Origin of the sequence: Streptomyces sp. NPDC020807 (assembly GCF_040641575.1) — a bacterium.
Taxonomy (GTDB): Bacteria; Actinomycetota; Actinomycetes; order Streptomycetales; family Streptomycetaceae; genus Streptomyces.
Genome location: NZ_JBFADU010000014.1, coordinates 77402 through 94450 on the forward strand (window position 1 = coordinate 77402; position 17049 = coordinate 94450).

Below are 17049 nucleotides of genomic sequence, written 5' to 3' on the forward strand. Positions count from 1 at the left end.
CACCGAACGGCCCCCCACGCAGAGCCCGTCGTGACCCTCTCGGCTAGGGTGATTCGTTAGGGAATGCGCCCCGCCGGGGCAGGACGATGCGTAGGGCTGCGTTGGACACTCATCAGTCGTCGAGCAGGGTTCCGCAGCCGCCCCGAGCGGCCGTCGGCGACGCCAGCGTGCTCCGTGAGCTCCTGCCGATCGCCCTCTGGCGCGAGGACGCCGACGGGCGCATCGTCGAATGGTCCCTCGCCGCCCAGGACCTCCTGGGCCACCGGCCCGAACACGTCCTCGGACTCCTCGCCACACCGCTGCTCGTCCCCGACGCCAACCGCGAGCTCGCCGACCGGCTCACCGAGCGCGTCCAGAACGGCGAGACGATGGTCGGCACGCTCCCCGTCCGCCACCGCGACGGCCACACGGTCGCCATGGAGATGTGGATCGTGCCCGCCGCGGACCCGCGGGGGCGCCCCGGCGCCATGCTCATCGCCGTGGAGACCTCCGAGGTCCTGCGCATGCGCGAGAACCTCGCGGCGATGGACAGCCTCTTCGCGCAGTCGCCCATCGGCCTCGCCCTCCTCGGCCCCGACCTGCGTTTCCTCCGCGTCAACGACGCCCTCGCCCGCATGAACGGCGTCCCGGCCGCCGCCCACGTCGGCCGCCTCCTCACCGAGGTCGTCCCCGGCGTGAACGCCGACGCCCTCGAAGCCCTGATGCACCAGGTCCTCGCCGACGGCACCGCCATCGTCGACGCCCGCCGCGTCGGCCGCACGCCCGCCGACCCCGACCGCGACCACATCTGGTCCTGCTCGTACGCGCCGCTCATCGACCGCAACGAGGAGCGCCCGCTCGGCATCATCGCCTCCCTCGTCGACATCACCGAGAGCCAGGAGGCGCACATCGAGGTGGAGCGGGCCCGGCACCGCTTCGCCCTGCTCGCCGAGGCCGGCGCCAGGATCGGCACCACCCTCGACCTCCAGCAGACCGCCGAGGAGGTGGTCGACTTCCTGGTGCCGCAGCTCGCCGACTCCGCCGACGTGCAGATGCTCGAAGCGGTCCTCGAACCGGACGACCCGGCCGCCTCCACGCGCGGGGTCCTGCGGCGGCTCGCCGCGACCTTCCCCGACCCGGGGGCCCCCACGGCCGCCCTCGCCCCCGGCCAGACCTTCCAGCTCCCGCCGGACTCCGACTACGAGCGGGTCGTCGCCCGGGGCAAGCCCACCATGCTCCGCTCCTCCGACCTCCCCGAGCTCTTCCGCGACCCGCGCACGGAGGCCCTCCGCACCTACCTCGCCACGAAGATCGGCTCGGCGCGGCTCGTCCCGCTGGTCGCCCGCGGCCAGGTCCTCGGCGCGGTCACCGTCACGCGCCTGCGCACCCGGGAGCCCTTCGACGCGCAGGACTTCGTCCTCATCGACGAGGTCGTCGCCCGGGCGGCCCTCAACATCGACAACGCGCGCCTCTACACCACCCAGCGCGAGGCCGCCCTCACCCTCCAGCGCAGCCTCACCAACAACGCGCTGCCCGACGTCGACGGGCTCGAACTGACCGGCCGTTACCTCCCCGCGAGCGCCCACGACGTGGGCGGCGACTGGTTCGACGCGATCGCCCTCCCCGGCGGCCGTACGGGGCTCGTCATCGGCGACGTCATGGGCCACGGCATCCACGCGGCGGCCGTCATGGGCCAACTCCGGACCGCCGTGCGGACCCTGGCCCGGCACGACATCGACCCGGCGCGGATGCTCAGCTCGCTCGACGCCGTCGTCGCCGACCTCGGCGAGGACGAGATGGCGACGTGCGTGTACGCGGTGCACGATCCGGCCACCGGCCGCTGGGTCATCGCCCGGGCCGGCCATCCGCCGCCGGCCGTCGCCCTGCCGGACGGCACCATCACCTTCCTCGAAGGCCCGCCCGGGACCCCCCTCGGCACCGGGGTCCACGACTTCGGCACGGAGGAGGTCGTCCTGCCCGAGGGCGGCCTGCTCGTCCTCTACACGGACGGCCTCATCGAGGCCCGCGACCGGGACCTCGACGAGGGGATGGAGCAGATCGCCGGGGCGCTGCGGGGCCTCGACCGGCCCCTCGGCACCGTCTGCGACGAGGTCCTCGCGCGGCTCCTCGACGGGCCCGCGCAGGACGACGTCGCGGTGCTCATGGCCCGTACCCGCGCCCGTCGGCGTACGGACGACGGCGACGGCTGACGTCGAGCGGCACGGCTCAGGCCCCGGCCCGCCGGAGCCGGTGGAGGTCGCGGAGCATCGCGATCTCGGCCCCGTGGTGCAGGAGTTCCTGGTTGACCCACCAGACGATCTCCCAGAACGGGTTCTCCGGGTCGCTGCCGTGCGGGTACGTGCAGTACCCGACCGTGTCGAGCGCCGCGTCGTCCACGGAGAGCAGCGCCTCCCGCCAGGCCGTCGCGGTGGCGTCGAAGACCGCGATCCCGGCCTCCGCGCTCCCGCCGGCCTCGAAGTCGTCGCGGGTGAGGGAGCGGGTGCCGTTCGTGTGGTCGGCGCGTACGAGGAACATCTCGCTCAGGTGGTTCAGGCGCCAGGCGATCGTGGTGAACGGCGGCGGGGTCGGGTGCGGCGCGTCCGCCGAGTCGCGACCCCACTCGCCCGCGCCCACGAGCAGCGTCGCGCGCGGCCCGGGGCCGTCGGCGCGGCGGCGGACGGACCAGCAGTCGGGCCCGGGCTCCCAGAAGTACTCGTCGTCGGTCATCGGACCGACCTTGACGTCCGTGCCGTTCCCGCTGTCCATCACCGGCCCCCGCATCCGGTCGGTGAGCCGCTGCCGCGCGAAGTCGAACTGGTCGAGCAGGGGGACGATTCGGGCGGGTAGGGTCATCGGGCGCTCCTCGCGGGTCAGGGGACGGGGCGACCGCAGCCTGCCACGCGACCGTCGGGGACGCCTCCGAATTTCCAGCCGCCGTCGGGGCGTTGAGAGGCCGTCAGGGAGCGGATGGCCGACCGGCCGGGCCCCGGCCCACCGCCTCCACCAGCGGCAGCAGCCGGTGTGCCACACGCTCCCGCAGCGCGATCTCGGTCCGCGTGCGGACCACGCCGGGAAGCTGGATCAGCCGCTGGATGACGTCCTCCAGATGTCCCGCGTCGCGGGCCACCACCCGGGTCAGGAGGTCCCCGCCGCCGGTCACCGAGAAGGCCTCGACGATCTCCGGGACGCCCGCGAGCGCGTCGCCGACCTCGTCCAGGTGTCCCTGGACCACCTCGACGTGGACGAAGGCCAGCACCGGATGGCCGAGGGCGGCGGGGGAGAGGACGGGACCCGTCGACGTGATCACGCCGTCGCGCTCCAGCCGGTCGATCCGCGCCTGGACGGTGCCGCGCGCCACGCCGAGGATGCGCGCGTACTCCCGCACGCTCGTCCGGGGCTGCTCGATGAGGAGCCGCAGGATGCGGGTGTCGAGTGCGTCCACGGCCATGGCCGACCGGCCTCCTTCGCTCCTGTGCCACCGGGGCGGTACCGCTGGTTCCGGTTGTCCGCCACCGACGACTCTACCCAGGGAGCGGCGGGCCGGCCTCAGAGCCAGCCGTTGCGCCGGAAGCCCCGGTGGATGACCACGCAGGCCACCGCCATCACCCCCAGGACCAGCGGGTACCCGTACGTCCAGCGCAGCTCCGGCATGTGCTCGAAGTTCATGCCGTACACCCCGCACACCATCGTCGGGACGGCCACGATCGCCGCCCAGGCGGTGATCTTGCGCATGTCCTCGTTCTGGGCGACGGTCACCTGTGCCAGATGGGCCTGGAGGATCGAGTCGAGCAGCGCGTCGAAGGCGGTGACCTGCTCGGTGACCCGGGCGAGGTGGTCGGCGACGTCGCGGAAGTACGCCCTGATGTCCGGGTCGACCAGGGGCATCGGCTGGGTCGCGAGGAGCTGGAGCGGCCGGCCGAGCGGGGTCACGGCGCGCCTCAGCTCCAGGAGCTCGCGCTTCAGCTGGTAGATCCGGCCGGCGTCCCCGCGCTCCGCATGCTCGGAGAAGACGGCGCTCTCGATGGCGTCCAGGTCGCTCTGGACGGCGTCGGCGACGGCGAGGTAGTCGTCCACGACGTGGTCGGCCATCGCGTGCAGCACGGCGGAGGGGCCCTTGGCGAGCTGCTCGGGCATCTCCTCCAGGGCCTCGCGCAGCGGGCCGAGCGAGCCGTGCCCGCCGTGCCGGACCGTGATGACGAAGTCCGGGCCGACGAAGGCCATCAGCTCGCCCGTGTCCACCACCTCGCTGGTGGCGGTGAGCTCCTCGTGCTCCACGTAGCGCACGGTCTTGAGGACGGCGAAGAGCACGCCGTCGTACTGCTCCACCTTCGGCCGCTGATGCGCGTTGACCGCGTCCTCGACGGCCAGCGGGTGCAGGCCGAAGAGCTCCGCGAGCACGGTGAACTCCTTCTCGTCCGGCTCGTGCAGGCCGATCCAGACGAACCCGTCACCCGCCTTCCGGACCCGGCGCAGCGCCTCCTCGGCCGGCCCGCGACCGCTGCGCCGCACCCCGTCCACGTACACCACGCAGTTCACGACCGCGCTGCCGAGCGGCGAGCGGGCGGGGTGGCTGAGGTCGACGGCGCGACGGTAGGTCAGGCGTACGGCCCTGCGCAGGCGCTGGATCATGGACACGACGTGCTCCTTCGGCGGGTCGACGAGCCAGTCTGCCACCGCCGCCGACGCCTCCGCGAGGGTCCTCGACGGGGAGGCGCGGCCCCGCCCGGGGCGTCGGACCGTCCGGGGCCGGCGGTCCGGCCGGACGCCGACGTCAGCCCAGCTGGATGTCCTCGCCCGCCCGGGCCACCCGGAGCAGCGCCGTCGTGATCACGGCGGCCTCCTCGTCCGTGAGGTGCCGGGCGAAGTGCTCCTGGATGCCGCGCATGTAGGCCGGGGCCGTCGCGCGCAGCGCGGATCGGCCCTCGTCGGTGATGACCGCCCAGGTGACGCGCTTGTCCGTGAGGTCGGGGCGCTTGGTCACCAGGTCGGCCCGCGCCATCTCGTCGACCAGCCGGCTCACCCGCGTACGGCTGAGCACCACCCGCTGGGCGACCTCCTGCATGCGCAGCCCCTGCTCGCCGGCACCGCGCAGCTCCAGGAGCACGTCGTACCAGGTCAGCGGCACCCGCCCGTTGCGCTGCACATCGGTCTCGATGGCGCGCACGGCGGCGTTGTGGGCGAGCAGCAGCGCTCGCCATGCCTCGATTCGGTACTCACCTTTGCTCACGCCTCCCAGTATAGCTTGTGTGCGCACGCACGAACCTACTAAGGTGTGTGCAGACGCACGGACTATTTCGTTTCTCCAGAAGGGCTCCACCATGGCTCAGCGCATCACCCGGGACGAGCTGAAGAAGAAGATCGACGAGAAGGTCGTCACCGTCGTCGAGGCGCTGCCCGCCTCGTACTACAACGACAAGCACCTGCCCGGAGCGCTCAACCTCCCGCACGACCAGGTGGACGAGCTCGCCCCGTCCCTCCTGCCCAACAAGGACGCCCAGGTCGCGGTCTACTGCTCCGACGGCCCGTGCCCCAACTCCGGCATCGCCGCCGAGCGCCTGGTCGAGCTCGGTTACACCAACGTCTTCGAGTACTACGACGGCAAGTCCGACTGGGTCGAGGCGGGTCTTCCCGTCGAGTCCGGTGTCTGACCAAGCCTGATCGAGAGATCGACAAGGAGCGTACGAACATGACCACCGCACCGACTCGTACCGTCGACGGCGTCGAGCTTCCCTCCGCCGGCACCTGGAAGATCGACCCCGGCCACGCCGAGGTCGGCTTCGTCGGCCGCCACTTCATGCTCACCAAGGTCCGCGGCCGGTTCACCGGCGTCGACGCCACGCTGGTCGTCGGCGAGCGCCCCGAGGACAGCAAGGTCACCGCGGTCATCGACGTGGCCAGCGTGGAGAGCGGCGACACGACCCGCGACGACCACCTGCGCTCGGCGGACCTCTTCGACGTCGAGAAGTACCCGAAGGCCACCTTCGAGTCCACCTCGGTGACCTGGGACGGCAAGACCGGCACGCTCGTCGGCGACCTCACCATCAAGGACGTCTCCCACCCGGTGACGCTCGCGGTGGACTACGTCGGCTACGCGCGCGACCCGTGGGGCAACGACCGCGTGGTCTTCTCCGCCCACGGCAAGGTCAACCGTGAGGACTGGGGCCTGACCTGGAACATGGTCCTGGAGTCCGGCGGCATCCTGGTCTCGAAGGAGATCGAGCTGTCCCTCGACTTCGAGGCGATCCGGGAGGGCTGACCCGGAGCGCCTCGGCGAAGGACCCCGGCGCGTCGGTACCCGCGCCGGGGTTCCTTCGGCGTGTCCGCGCACCCGGGACCCTGGGCGCCCGAACGACCGCGCCGCGCCCGAGGGGGGCGAGGGGGAGGGGCGAGGGAGGCGAGGGGGAGGGGGCGAGGGAGGCGAGGGGGTCGAGGGGGGTCAGGCGCCGACGACGCGCCGCACCAGGGCGAGCACGCCGTCCCGGATCCGGTCCACCGTGAACTCGCCCTGGCGCAGCGCGTGCTGGAGGTCGGAGTCGAGCGGCGCGAGCAGCAGGTGGGCCGCGAGGTCGGCGTCGACATCCGGACACGCTTCGCGCAGCAGCATGGCCAGGTGGACGCGCCAGAAGCCGTAGGAGCCGATCCGGTACCGGGCTCCCGGCGCGGCCGTCTCGGACAGCCGCAGGAGCTCCAGGTTGTCGTCCAGGAGGTCCAGGTACGCGTCGAAGAAGGCGAGGATCCGCTCGGCCGCCGGGGCGTCGGGGCCCAGGGGCGGCGGTCCGAAGAGGATGCGCTCCTGGAGCCGGCTGTCCTGGGCGTCGAGCAGGGCGGCGGCGAGCCCCGCCTTGCTCCCGAACCGGCGGAACAGCGTGCCCTTGCCGACGCCCGCCTCGGTGGCGACGCGGTCCATCGACACGCCCTCCACGCCGTACCGGTCGAAAAGGGACTGGGCCGCGACGAGGATGCGCAGCCGGTTGCGGGCGGCGTCCGACCGCTCCGCTCCCGGCTCGACGGGGACGGCGGCAAGGTCGGGTCGCACGTGCTGCACCTGGGCCTCTCGCATCTCGCTCCGCGGGGGATCCCGGGTGGGGGCCGGGGTGGCGTTCCGGCAGTTTACGGCCACAGTTCGCCCGCGTGCCGCGCATCGGTGATCCGCGCGCCGACGACGGTCCGGCCGACGGCGCGTGGCGCTCCAACAACCCCTGCAGGACCGGAGGTTGGCCTACCGCCGACCTCCGCGCGGCCGCGACGCGCCCCGGCCCCGGATCGCTTGTCCGCTCGCCGCGCGATGTGGCAGAGTCGCCCCCAATCGGACCGCAGTCCGTTTACGGGGGAGATACATGTCTGGAACCTGTTTCCGATGTCGCGTCGCAACCGACGACGGGTCTCTCGGTCTCCTCCTGTAGGGGTGTTCCCCTAGCCGCCGCCTCCCTGAGGCGGACCTTCGTGTGCCCGCCCGGCGCCCCCGCACCCGCGGCGCCCGCCCCGCCGGCACACGGACAGCACCGTGGCACACGCGCAGCTTCGTGGCGCACGACGTCACGCTGGCACGCCCGCACGCGCTCACCCAAATGCCGTACGCATGGAGGAAGCATGACCGCGCACGCCGGCACCACCCTGCACAACCAGGCGCTCCTCGACCTCACCCAGCACGAGATCCAGGCCCTGCTGACCGAGTTCAACCTCGCCGACGCCCACACCCACCAGCGTCAGTCCGCGGCCCAGCACGAGATCGTCGCCCGGCTGCCCGAGCTCTGGTACGAGGCGGAGGAAGGCCTCCAGGCCACCTACGAGCAGCGGTTCATCGAGGCGTTCTTCCGCCTCCACCGCCAGCCCACCGCCCTGGCCAAGAAGAAGACGCTGCTCTCGTACGCCGCCTCCATCTCGACCATGGTCGTCGCGATGTACCTCAAGCGGCAGCGCATGGCCGTCACCCTCGTCGAGCCCTGCTTCGACAACCTCCACGACGTCCTGTCGAACATGGGCGTCCCGCTTTACCCGGTCGAGGAGTCCGCGCTCCACGACCCCGACCGGATCTACGCCGAGCTCAAGCGCCGGGTCCGCACCGACGCGCTCTTCCTCGTCGACCCGAACAACCCCACCGGGTTCAGCCTGATGCACTCCGGGCGCAAGGGCTTCGAGGAGGTCGTCCGGTTCTGCAAGGACCACAACAAGCTCCTGATCATCGACTTCTGCTTCGCCTCCTTCACCCTGTACGACCCCGAGCTCGCCCGGTTCGACGTATACGAACTGCTGGAGGAGTCCGGCGTCCGCTACCTGGCGATCGAGGACACCGGCAAGACGTGGCCGGTCCAGGACGCCAAGGCGGCCATGCTCACGGCGAGCGACGACATCAAGGAGGAGGTCTACAACCTCCACACGAGCGTCCTGCTCAACGTCTCGCCGTTCGTGCTCAACATGCTCACCCAGTACGTGGAGAACTCCGAGGCCGACAGCCTCGCCTCCGTCCGTGACGTCCTCGACGTCAACCGGGCCGCCGTGAAGGAGGCCCTCCAGGGGACGATCCTCGAGTACCAGGAGCCGCTGGCGAAGACCAGCGTCGCCTGGGCCAGGATCGACCACCCCGAGCTGACCGCCACCGAACTCCAGGCCGAGCTGCGCGAGGTCGGCGTGTACGTCCTCCCGGGACGGTTCTTCTACTGGAGCCAGCCCGGCCGCGGCGAGCCGTTCGTCCGCATGGCGCTCGCCCGCGAGCCCGAGATGTTCGCCGGAGCCATGAAGCGGCTGCGGGAGGTGCTCGACCGGTATGCCCGCTGACGATCTCGACGGCGGCTTCATCGACGCGGCCCTCTTCCTCGGCATGCACAGCGCCGACGAGTCCGTCCGTCTCGCCGCCAAGGCGTTCTTCGTCCAGCGCCTCGACGGGCGCGTCGTGATGAGCCTCGAACAGGTGGGCCGCTGCGACGACGTCATCTGGGGCTACTCGCGCGAACTCCAGGACGCCTACTACCCGTTCATGGACGTGCTCCACACGGTCATGGAGATCAGCCGGGAGCCCTACGACCCGGCCGACGTCCGGCTCGCCCTCGACGACTCCGCCGACTCCGCCGTCCCCGCGCACCTGACCTTCACCGACCGTCTCGTGCTCGGCCAGGTGATCAACCGCAAGGGACTCCTCCACACCGTCCGCCCCCGGGCGGCCGCCTTCCCGGGGCTGCCGGTCCGGGGCGTGCCCGCCCCGCCCGTCGGCGAGCCGGAGCCCGCCTTCCCCGAGCCGCTGGAGCGGCTCTACACCGCGTCGCTCGCCCTGCGCCTGCCCCCGGTCGTGACCGGGGCCGTACCCGAGGGAGCCTGAGAGATGAACCAGGGAGTGATCGCGGCCCTGGTGACCCCCTTCTCGGAGACCGGAGAGGTCTCCGAGAGGGCGGTCGCCGGACTGCTCGACACCCTCCGCCCCCACGTCGACGGCCTGCTGCCCAACCTCAGTACAGGAGAGGGCCGCCTGCTCACCGACGCCCAGTGGGAGGCGATGCTCCGCGCCACCGTCACGCACGCCGACGGCCTCCCCGTCCTCGCCGGCGTCCTGCGCCCCACCACCGAACAGGTACTGGAACGCGCTCGGGTCGCGGTGGAGCTCGGCGCCCACGCGCTGGTCGCCACCAGCCCGTACGGCCCCGACGTCACCCAGGACGAGATCTACGAGCACTTCGCGCGGCTCTCCGCCGACGGCGGACTGCCCGTGATCGTCTACCACGGCACCGAGGTCTCCGGGAACGCCGCCGACTTCGACACCCTCCTGCGGATCTGCGAACTGCCCGGCGTCGTCGGCGTCAAGGACTCCTCGGGCAGCTCCGCCTTCACCCGGCGGCTGGTCGAGGCCGAGCCCGGGGCGGCCGTCCTCGCCGGCCTCGAACACCTCCTGCTCGAATCCGGACCCGTCGACGGGTACGTCGTGGCCCTCGCCAACGTCGAACCGGAGCTGTGCGCCGACCTGTTCGCCGGTCGTCTCGACGACCCGGCGACCCCGCTCGACGCCGCGTGCGAGCGGTACGGCCTGGAGAAGGACGACTGGTACCGCTGGGTGAAGACCGCGCTGTACGAGCGGGGGATCCTGGAGAACGACAGGACGGTGGACGCCGCACAGGTCCATCGCCCCGAAGGCGCCGGGAATCCCTCCGCCGGGAATTCCTCAGCCGGGAACTCCTCCGCCGGGAGCTCCCGCCACCGGGAGCTCTTCCGTCTCAACCGGGAGCTCCAGGACTCCCGGCTGCTGGCCAGGATCGAGGAGATCGAGGGCGACTGGATCGTCCCCCTCGTCGCCTCCCTCGACGCGTCCGGCGACCCGGTCCCCGACCGGGCCGCGTGGCAGGACCTCCTCGACGGGCTCCTCGCAGAGGAACGCGAGGGCGGCCCGGCGGGGGCGTACCTCGCCGACGAGGCGAGCCGCGAGGAATTCGCCCTGGTCGTCCGCGAGTTCGCGCTCGACGGCCTGACCGAGGCGCAGAACTTCTTCCCGGCCGTGCCCCGGCTCCCCATCAAGGCCCAGATGGCCGTCATGCGGGTCCTCATCGACGAGTTCGGCTGCGGGAACCTCCAGCAGGCGCACTCCCAGCTCTACCGGCTGCTCCTCGCCGAACTCGAACTGCCGCAGGAGCCGGAGGAGTTCCTCGACACCACCGGGGACGAGACCTTCGCCTTCCTGAACGTCTTCTACTGGCTCACGCAGCGCGCGCCGCACGTCGAGTACTTCCTCGGTGGCCTCGCCTATCTGGAGGCGTCCATACCCGACGCCTTCGTCCCGCAGGCGCGCGCCTGCGAGCGGCTCGGCATCCGCCACGGCCGCTACTACACCGAGCACCTGCACATCGACACCTTCCACATGCAGGAGATGCAGCTCGCCATCAAGGAGTGCGAGGCGGCCGGAAGCCTCGACCCGGCGCGGCTGTGGACCGGCGCGCGGCTGGTCTCGGGCCTGATCGGCGCCGCCTTCGACGCCGCCGTGGACCGCGCGAGGAGCCTCGCGGGCGGCGGGCACCCCGTCGGAGCCACCGCGTGAGCGGGTACGGCTCCGCCGCCGAGCCGTCACTCGAAGAGCTCCCCGGCGACCGGCTGCGCGTCCGCGCTGCCGGACAGGAGTTCGTCGTCGGCGCCTCCTGCCCCCACCGCAAGGGCAGGCTGGTGCACGGATACGTCAACCCGCGCACGCTGCGCATCAGTTGTCCGCTCCACCACAGCAGCTTCGACCTCGCCACCGGTGCCGCCGTCGGCGGCCCCTGCGGCGACCCGTTGACCGTCCACCGGTCGGGTGTCTGGCCCGGCTACTACGGACCCGAACAGGTCTGGCTGCCGGCCTCGGAGCAACTGCTCGACTGGGGGCCCGAGTTCCACGAGCTCATGCTCGGTGACGAGCTGCGCATGACCGCTTTCAGGACCGCGGTCACCGAGGCCGTCCGGCCCGGGGACGTCGTCCTGGACCTCGGTACGGGGACCGGCATCCTGGCCCGCTGGGCCCTGGAGGCCGGGGCTGCCGAGGTGTACGGGATGGACCTCAACGAGGACGTGCTCGCCACGGCCTCCGAGCGGCTCGCGGACGCCGGCTTCGCCGACCGCTTCCACCCCCTCGCCGGGCTCTCCTTCGACCTGGAGCTCCCGCAGCGGGTCGACATCGTGATCTCGGAGATCATGGGGAACCTCGCCGACAACGAGAACTTCTCCGCGATCCTCGACGACGCCCGCGAGCGGTTCCTGAAGCCCGGTGGCGTGATGCTGCCCGGCCTCGTGGACAGCTTCCTCGTCCCGGTGGCGGCCGAGTCGGCCCACGCCCAGCTGGCCGGTGCGGCGCCCCAGGACGCGGGAGGGGCCGAGGGCTTCGCGGCCCTGCTCGCCGCCCGCGGCGCCAAGGATCCGTTCGCCCTGTACTACGACACGATCCTGCCGGTCTCCGGACACCTCGCAGCCCCGCGCCTGATCCGGCGGTACGAACCGGGGGTGCCGGCGGGGGCCGGCGCCGCCACCTCGTACCGGGTGCCGCTCGCGTACACGGTCCAGCGCGACGGCGTCTTCACCGGGTTCAAGGGCTACTTCGTCGCCCAGCTCTCCGAGACCGTCGCCCTCGACATCTCCGGGGACGACATCGAGGGACGCACCACGTCCGACAGCTGGAAGCACTGCTACCTGCCGGTCGAACGGCCGGTGCGGGTGCGGCGCGGGGACCGGATCGCCCTGGCCTTCAGCAGGGAGGGGGGTCGCGACGGCGACCCCTTCGGCCAGACCTACGGCTGGGAGGGGCAGGTCCTCTCCGGCTCGCGGGTGGTGGCCCGCTTCGCCCACAGCACGGGCGGCACCACGGCATGACCCGCCGGCCGGCCGGGCGGAGCCCCGGCCGGCCACCGACACGACCATCGAGCACGGGGGAGTACCACCGAACATGAGCACCACGGAACAGTCCGAAGGGCGCCGCGGGGACGGCCGCCCGGTCCGTACGTACGACGTCGTCGCCCTCCACGTACCCATCGCGTACAACGAGTTCGGCGACCACGACCGCAACGGCGCCCTGTACGTCCTGGCGTCCGACGCCCCGGAGCTGCGGGAGGTCGCCGCGACCTGGCCGACGCCCTTCCCCAGCTACCTGGAGAACCCGGAGCTCGTCCCGGGCACCCACCCGCTCGCCCGCCCGCTGGTCCTGCGGGTCCGGCGCGGCGAGCGGCTGCGGGTCCGGCTGACCAACGAGCTCGCGCGGCCGGCCGGCATCACCGTCCAGGGCGTCCGGTACGACGTCCGCACCATGGACGGCCTCGCGGCGGGCGGCAACCCGGACAGCAGCGTCCCGCCGGGCGGCACCCGCGTCTACGAGTGGGACTGCGAGCACGAGGGCGTCTTCCACTTCGGGGACATGTCCGACGCCCGCGGCGAGGGGTCCCAGAGCCACGGCATGGTCGGCGCCGTCGTGGTGGAGGCGCCCGAGGCCACCTGGACGGACCCGGAGACCGGCGGGCCGCTCGCGACCGGCCTGTACGCGGACGTCCACCTCCCGGACCGCAGCTTCCGCGAGTTCGTGATCTTCATGATGGAGTACCCGAGCAACGACAACCCGGTGGTCCCGCCGCCGATGCCGGGCCACGGCCACGGGGGCGGCCACGGAGGAGGTCACGGGGAGGCGCACACGACGGCCGCCTCCGCGGCCGGGATCTACCGCCCCACCGCCCCGCTCCCCGCCCCGCCCTCCGCCACGGGCGCCCCGGCGGCCGTCCCCGGCACCTCGGACACCGTCGACGACCTCACCCCGCCCAACATGGCGATGCTGCCGGTGAACCACCGCATCGAGCCCATGGAGTGGCGGATGCACCGCTACCAGCAGCTCCTCGACGAGGGGCGGATCGACCCGGTGCGGGACGCCGTCCACGGCGAGGAGGTGCACCACAGCTCCTGGCTCTTCGGCGACCCCGCCACGCCCGTCCTGCGCGGCTACTCGGGCGACCCCACGGTCATCCGGCTCGTCCATGGCGGTATGCGCGACACCCATGTGTTCCACACACACCTCCACCAGTGGCGGCTGCGCGCCGACGACGAGAACGCCCCGATCGTCGACTCCGTCAGCATCGGCCCGCAGGAGGCCATGACCCTGGAACTGATCGGCGGGCTCGGCTCGACGCAGGGGGCGGTCGGCGACTCCATATGGCACTGCCACATGTACGTCCACTTCCACATGGGCATGTGGGGCATGTTCCGGATCTTCGACACCCTCCAGGACGGCGACGGCGCCTACCCGGACGGCCGGCCCGTCCAGCGGCTCGTGCCGCTGCCGCACCGCGCGGCCCCGCCGCTCCCGACGCCCGAGCGACCCGGCTTCCCCGGCTTCCTCGCCCAGTCGGCGACCTTCCCGCAGAAGAACCCGCGCCCGCCGCGCACCCCGCTCCTTCCGCCGGGCATGGGCCGCGAACCCACCCCGCTGGAGGCGGCGGCCTTCGTGGACGACCCGCAGCCCGGCGAGGCCTTCGTCAAGATCGCGCCCGCGGACGCCCCCGTACGCCGCTACGACCTCGTCGTCACCAACGGCACCCTCCACTACTACGGGGACCCGGCAGACGAGCACGCCGCGACCTGGCACGACCACAACGCCCACTTCTACGTCCTCGCCGAGGAGATCGAGGAGGCGGGCGGCCTGGAGGAGTTCAAGCGGCAGCTCGCCAAGGGGGAGCGGACCCTGGAGCCGCTCGTCATCCGCGCCAACAAGGGCGAGGTGCTCGAACTCACCCTGACCAACGCCCTGCCGGCCGGCCCGCAGAAGGAGTCCGCCTTCGACCCGGCGCTGGCCTTCCAGCCCGAGTGCGGCCTCCACACCCACCTCGTCAAGTACGACCCACTCGTCTCCGACGGATCGGCCGTGGGCTGGAACTACCTCTCCGCGACCACCACCGCCGACCAGGGCGCCGAGGACAACGGCCGGTACAACTCCTGGACGTACCGCTGGTACGTCGACGAGGACTTCGGCACCGTCCTCTTCCACGACCACCTGCTCGCCAACTACCGCCAGCGCCACGGCCTGTTCGGCGCGCTCCAGACGCAGCCCGAGGGCGCCGTCTGGGTCGCGCCCGACGACCACGGCAAGGAGCTGCGGCGCGGCGCCCAGGCCGTCATCAAGCTGGCCGACGGCACCGCCCACCGCGAACTGGTCCTCGCCATCGGTGACTTCGTCCCCATGGTCAGGCACGGCCACGGCGACCACGGCGGTCCGATCAACCCGCCGCCGGTCCCCGGCGCCCCCGACGACCAGGGTTCCATGGGCGTCAACTACCGCAGCGCGCCGCTCTCCGAGCGCGGCGGCGACCCGGCCCACTGGTTCTCCAGCGCCGTCCACGGCGACCCCGGCACCCCGCTCCTGCGCGGCTACCCCGGCGAGGACCTGCGGGTCCACGTCCTCCAGGGCTCCCACGACCTCCAGCACAGCTTCACGATCTCCGGCGCCCGCTGGCGCGAATGGGCGGGCCGCGAGGACACCGCCTGGCGCAACCAGCAGACCCTGGGAATCTCCAACGTGGCGGAGCTCGCCCTCGCCCCGACCCTCGGCGCCGGCGACCACCTGTGGTCCTTCGGAGCCGCCAACGACCTGTGGCTCGGCTGCTGGGGCCTGCTCCGGCTGCACGACCGCCCCCAGGCCGACCTGCCGCCGCTCCCCGGCCGCACCGCCGACGCCCCCGCGCGACCCGCCCGCCGCAAGGTCCGCCGGTACACCGTCCGGGCCCGCGCCGAGGTCATCGCGTACAGCCCGCTGCGCACCGACCCGTACGGCCTCGTCTTCACGGCCGACGGCGACGGCGGCCCCGAGGAAGGGCCGCTGGTGCTGCGCTGCCGGGCGGGGGAGTGGGTCGAGGTCACCCTCGTCAACGAGCTGGACGGGCCGCCGCCCGCGAGCCCCCTCGATCCGCGCCTGATGAACGAGGCGGACAGCGGGGCCCGGACGATCTCCGGCCGCGTCTCCCTCCACCCCACGCTGCTCGACTACGACGTGCGCACCGACGACGGCGCCCACGTCGGCCGCAACGCCGACAGCACGGTCAAGCCCGGCGCCTCGCGCACCTACCGCTGGCACGCGGCCGAGCCCGGGGTGGTGCTGCTCCGCTCGCACGCCGACGTCGTCTCGCACCCGCGCCGGGGTCTGGTCGGGGTCCTCGTCGTGGAGGAGGCCGACGCCACGCCGTACGACCCGGAGACGGGCCGCGAGCGGTGGACCGGCGAGCGGGCGGTCGTCCGCAGGCCAGACGCCGAGCCGGTGAGGGAACTCGTCCTGGTCTCCCAGGACGGCCTGCGGCTCTACCACGACGGGGACCTGACCCAGCCGGTCACCGACCTGTTCTCGGACAGCCCCGACGACGCCGGCCAGAAGGCGTACAACTACCGGACCGCCGCCCTGCACCCGCTGGACCCGGTCCTCTCCGATCCGAACCCGCCGACCCCGCTCCTCACCGTCCGCGCCGGCGACCAGGTCGCCGTCCACCTCGCCGTCCCCTCGCACCGGATGCGCAACCAGGGCTTCACGGTGCACGGCCAGGTGTGGGACGCGTCGGAGACCGGACTCGGCTGGTACGTGTCGACCCTCGGCGCGCTGGCCTCGGGAAGCACCCGGACCGTGCGGTTCCGCGCCCAGCATCCGGGGGACCATCTCTACCGCACCGGAAACCTCCACTGGGGTGTCAGTGAGGGCTGGTGGGGGCTGATCCGAGTCGAGGAGGCACCATGACCGACACGACGAGCGTGACCCGGACCGGGGCGGAGGCGGGGTCCGACCCCCGCCTGCCGGCCGCGCCGGACACGATCGCCGTCTACACCGACCTCAACTGCTCCTTCGCGCACGTCGCCGTGCACCGGCTGCACGAGACGCGGCGGAGGCTCGGGCTCAAAGGGCGCGTGTGGTTCGACCTGCGGGCGTTCCCGCTCGAACTCTTCAACCGGGAGGTGAACGCCCGGCCCGGCGTGGACTCGGAGATCTCGGTCCTCGGCGCCCTCGAACCGGAGGCGGGCTGGCGGCTGTGGCAGGGCCCGGACTGGACGTACCCGGTGACGACCCTGCCGGCCCTGGAGGCCGTGCACGCGGCCAAGGCCCAGAGCTGGCACGCCAGTGAGCAGCTCGACCGGGCCCTGCGGCGCGCGTTCTGGGCGCAGGGCCGGTGCATCTCCCAGCGCCACGTGATCCTCGAGGTCGCGGAGGAGACGGGGGCCGTCGACGCGGCCGCGCTCGCCGGCGTCCTCGACAGCGGCACGGCGCGTCCGGCGATCATGGCGCAGTACGAGTCGGCGCGGGACGGCCGGGTGAACTGCAGCCCGCACGTCTTCCTGTACGACGGGACGGACAGCGCCAACCCGGGCATCGGCGCGCGGTGGGTGAACGGTGACTTCGGCGTCGGGTTCCCGGTCATCGACGAGGACCGGCCCGAGGTCTACGAGAAGCTGCTGACCCAGGCGGCGGGGCTGCTCTAGGGCGGCCCGGTCCGGGGGCCGCCGTCCGCTCCTCCCGGGGCGGACGGCGGTCCCCCGTTCGAGCGTGGGGAATCGTTTTGTCGGTTCCGTGCGGGCCGAGGCCGCGGAAGGGATGGGTGCGCCCCGCCGGCGCGGGGC

Annotated in this window: 14 protein-coding genes; 9 read left to right on the forward strand and 5 right to left on the reverse strand. The window is 72.6% G+C overall.

All coding sequences use genetic code 11. From position 1 onward, the window contains the following. Window positions 1–101 precede the first annotated feature (101 nt). Window positions 102–2189: a SpoIIE family protein phosphatase gene (locus tag AB0G79_RS20970; RefSeq protein ID WP_360808520.1), complete on the forward strand. Its 2088-nt coding sequence runs from the start codon at window positions 102–104 to the stop codon at window positions 2187–2189. 16 nt (window positions 2190–2205) lie between these two features. Here the strand turns inward: AB0G79_RS20970 and AB0G79_RS20975 are convergent, their stop codons facing one another. The 4 genes from AB0G79_RS20975 to AB0G79_RS20990 form a co-directional block, all read right to left on the reverse strand. Beyond that, window positions 2206–2832 carry a DinB family protein gene (locus AB0G79_RS20975; protein WP_360808522.1) on the reverse strand — a complete coding sequence of 209 codons (627 nt, stop codon included), beginning with the start codon at window positions 2830–2832 and terminating at the stop codon, window positions 2206–2208. A 103-nt stretch (window positions 2833–2935) separates the two neighbouring features. Further along, complete coding sequence (locus AB0G79_RS20980; protein WP_360808524.1) at window positions 2936–3427, reverse strand: Lrp/AsnC family transcriptional regulator; 492 nt, start codon at window positions 3425–3427, stop codon at window positions 2936–2938. Window positions 3428–3525: 98 nt separating this feature from the next. Further along, window positions 3526–4608, reverse strand: a complete 1083-nt coding sequence (gene corA, locus AB0G79_RS20985) for a magnesium/cobalt transporter CorA (RefSeq protein ID WP_360808679.1) — start codon at window positions 4606–4608, stop codon at window positions 3526–3528. A gap of 142 nt (window positions 4609–4750) precedes the next feature. Continuing rightward, window positions 4751–5206: a MarR family transcriptional regulator gene (locus AB0G79_RS20990; RefSeq protein WP_360808526.1), complete on the reverse strand. Its 456-nt coding sequence runs from the start codon at window positions 5204–5206 to the stop codon at window positions 4751–4753. Between the two features lie 91 nt (window positions 5207–5297). On the opposite strand from AB0G79_RS20990, the gene AB0G79_RS20995 reads away from it, so the two are divergent. After that, window positions 5298–5627 (forward strand): rhodanese-like domain-containing protein, encoded by a 330-nt coding sequence (locus AB0G79_RS20995; protein ID WP_360808528.1) that lies wholly within the window; start codon window positions 5298–5300, stop codon window positions 5625–5627. A 38-nt stretch (window positions 5628–5665) separates the two neighbouring features. Beyond that, window positions 5666–6235, forward strand: a complete 570-nt coding sequence (locus AB0G79_RS21000) for a YceI family protein (RefSeq protein WP_360808530.1) — start codon at window positions 5666–5668, stop codon at window positions 6233–6235. Window positions 6236–6415: 180 nt separating this feature from the next. On the opposite strand, the gene AB0G79_RS21005 is transcribed toward AB0G79_RS21000, so the two are convergent. Further along, a complete protein-coding gene (locus AB0G79_RS21005) occupies window positions 6416–7015 on the reverse strand; it encodes a helix-turn-helix domain-containing protein (RefSeq protein ID WP_360808532.1) in 600 nt (199 codons plus the stop codon). 554 nt (window positions 7016–7569) lie between these two features. Between AB0G79_RS21005 and AB0G79_RS21010 the strand changes: the two genes are divergently transcribed. From AB0G79_RS21010 to AB0G79_RS21035, 6 genes are all read left to right on the forward strand, one after another. Further along, window positions 7570–8754 carry a pyridoxal phosphate-dependent aminotransferase gene (locus AB0G79_RS21010; protein WP_360808534.1) on the forward strand — a complete coding sequence of 395 codons (1185 nt, stop codon included), beginning with the start codon at window positions 7570–7572 and terminating at the stop codon, window positions 8752–8754. Next, complete coding sequence (locus tag AB0G79_RS21015; protein WP_360808536.1) at window positions 8744–9292, forward strand: DUF6190 family protein; 549 nt, start codon at window positions 8744–8746, stop codon at window positions 9290–9292. The genes AB0G79_RS21010 and AB0G79_RS21015 overlap by 11 nt, the downstream gene beginning before the upstream one ends. A gap of 3 nt (window positions 9293–9295) precedes the next feature. Next, window positions 9296–10993 (forward strand): dihydrodipicolinate synthase family protein, encoded by a 1698-nt coding sequence (locus AB0G79_RS21020; protein ID WP_360808538.1) that lies wholly within the window; start codon window positions 9296–9298, stop codon window positions 10991–10993. Then, window positions 10990–12291, forward strand: coding sequence for a methyltransferase domain-containing protein (locus AB0G79_RS21025; protein ID WP_360808540.1), 1302 nt, complete (start codon window positions 10990–10992; stop codon window positions 12289–12291). Before AB0G79_RS21020 ends, AB0G79_RS21025 begins: the two co-directional genes overlap by 4 nt. Window positions 12292–12364: 73 nt before the next feature. Continuing rightward, window positions 12365–16174 carry a multicopper oxidase domain-containing protein gene (locus AB0G79_RS21030; RefSeq protein WP_360808542.1) on the forward strand — a complete coding sequence of 1270 codons (3810 nt, stop codon included), beginning with the start codon at window positions 12365–12367 and terminating at the stop codon, window positions 16172–16174. Continuing rightward, window positions 16171–16911, forward strand: coding sequence for a DsbA family protein (locus AB0G79_RS21035; protein WP_360808544.1), 741 nt, complete (start codon window positions 16171–16173; stop codon window positions 16909–16911). The genes AB0G79_RS21030 and AB0G79_RS21035 overlap by 4 nt, the downstream gene beginning before the upstream one ends. Window positions 16912–17049: the final 138 nt, after the last annotated feature.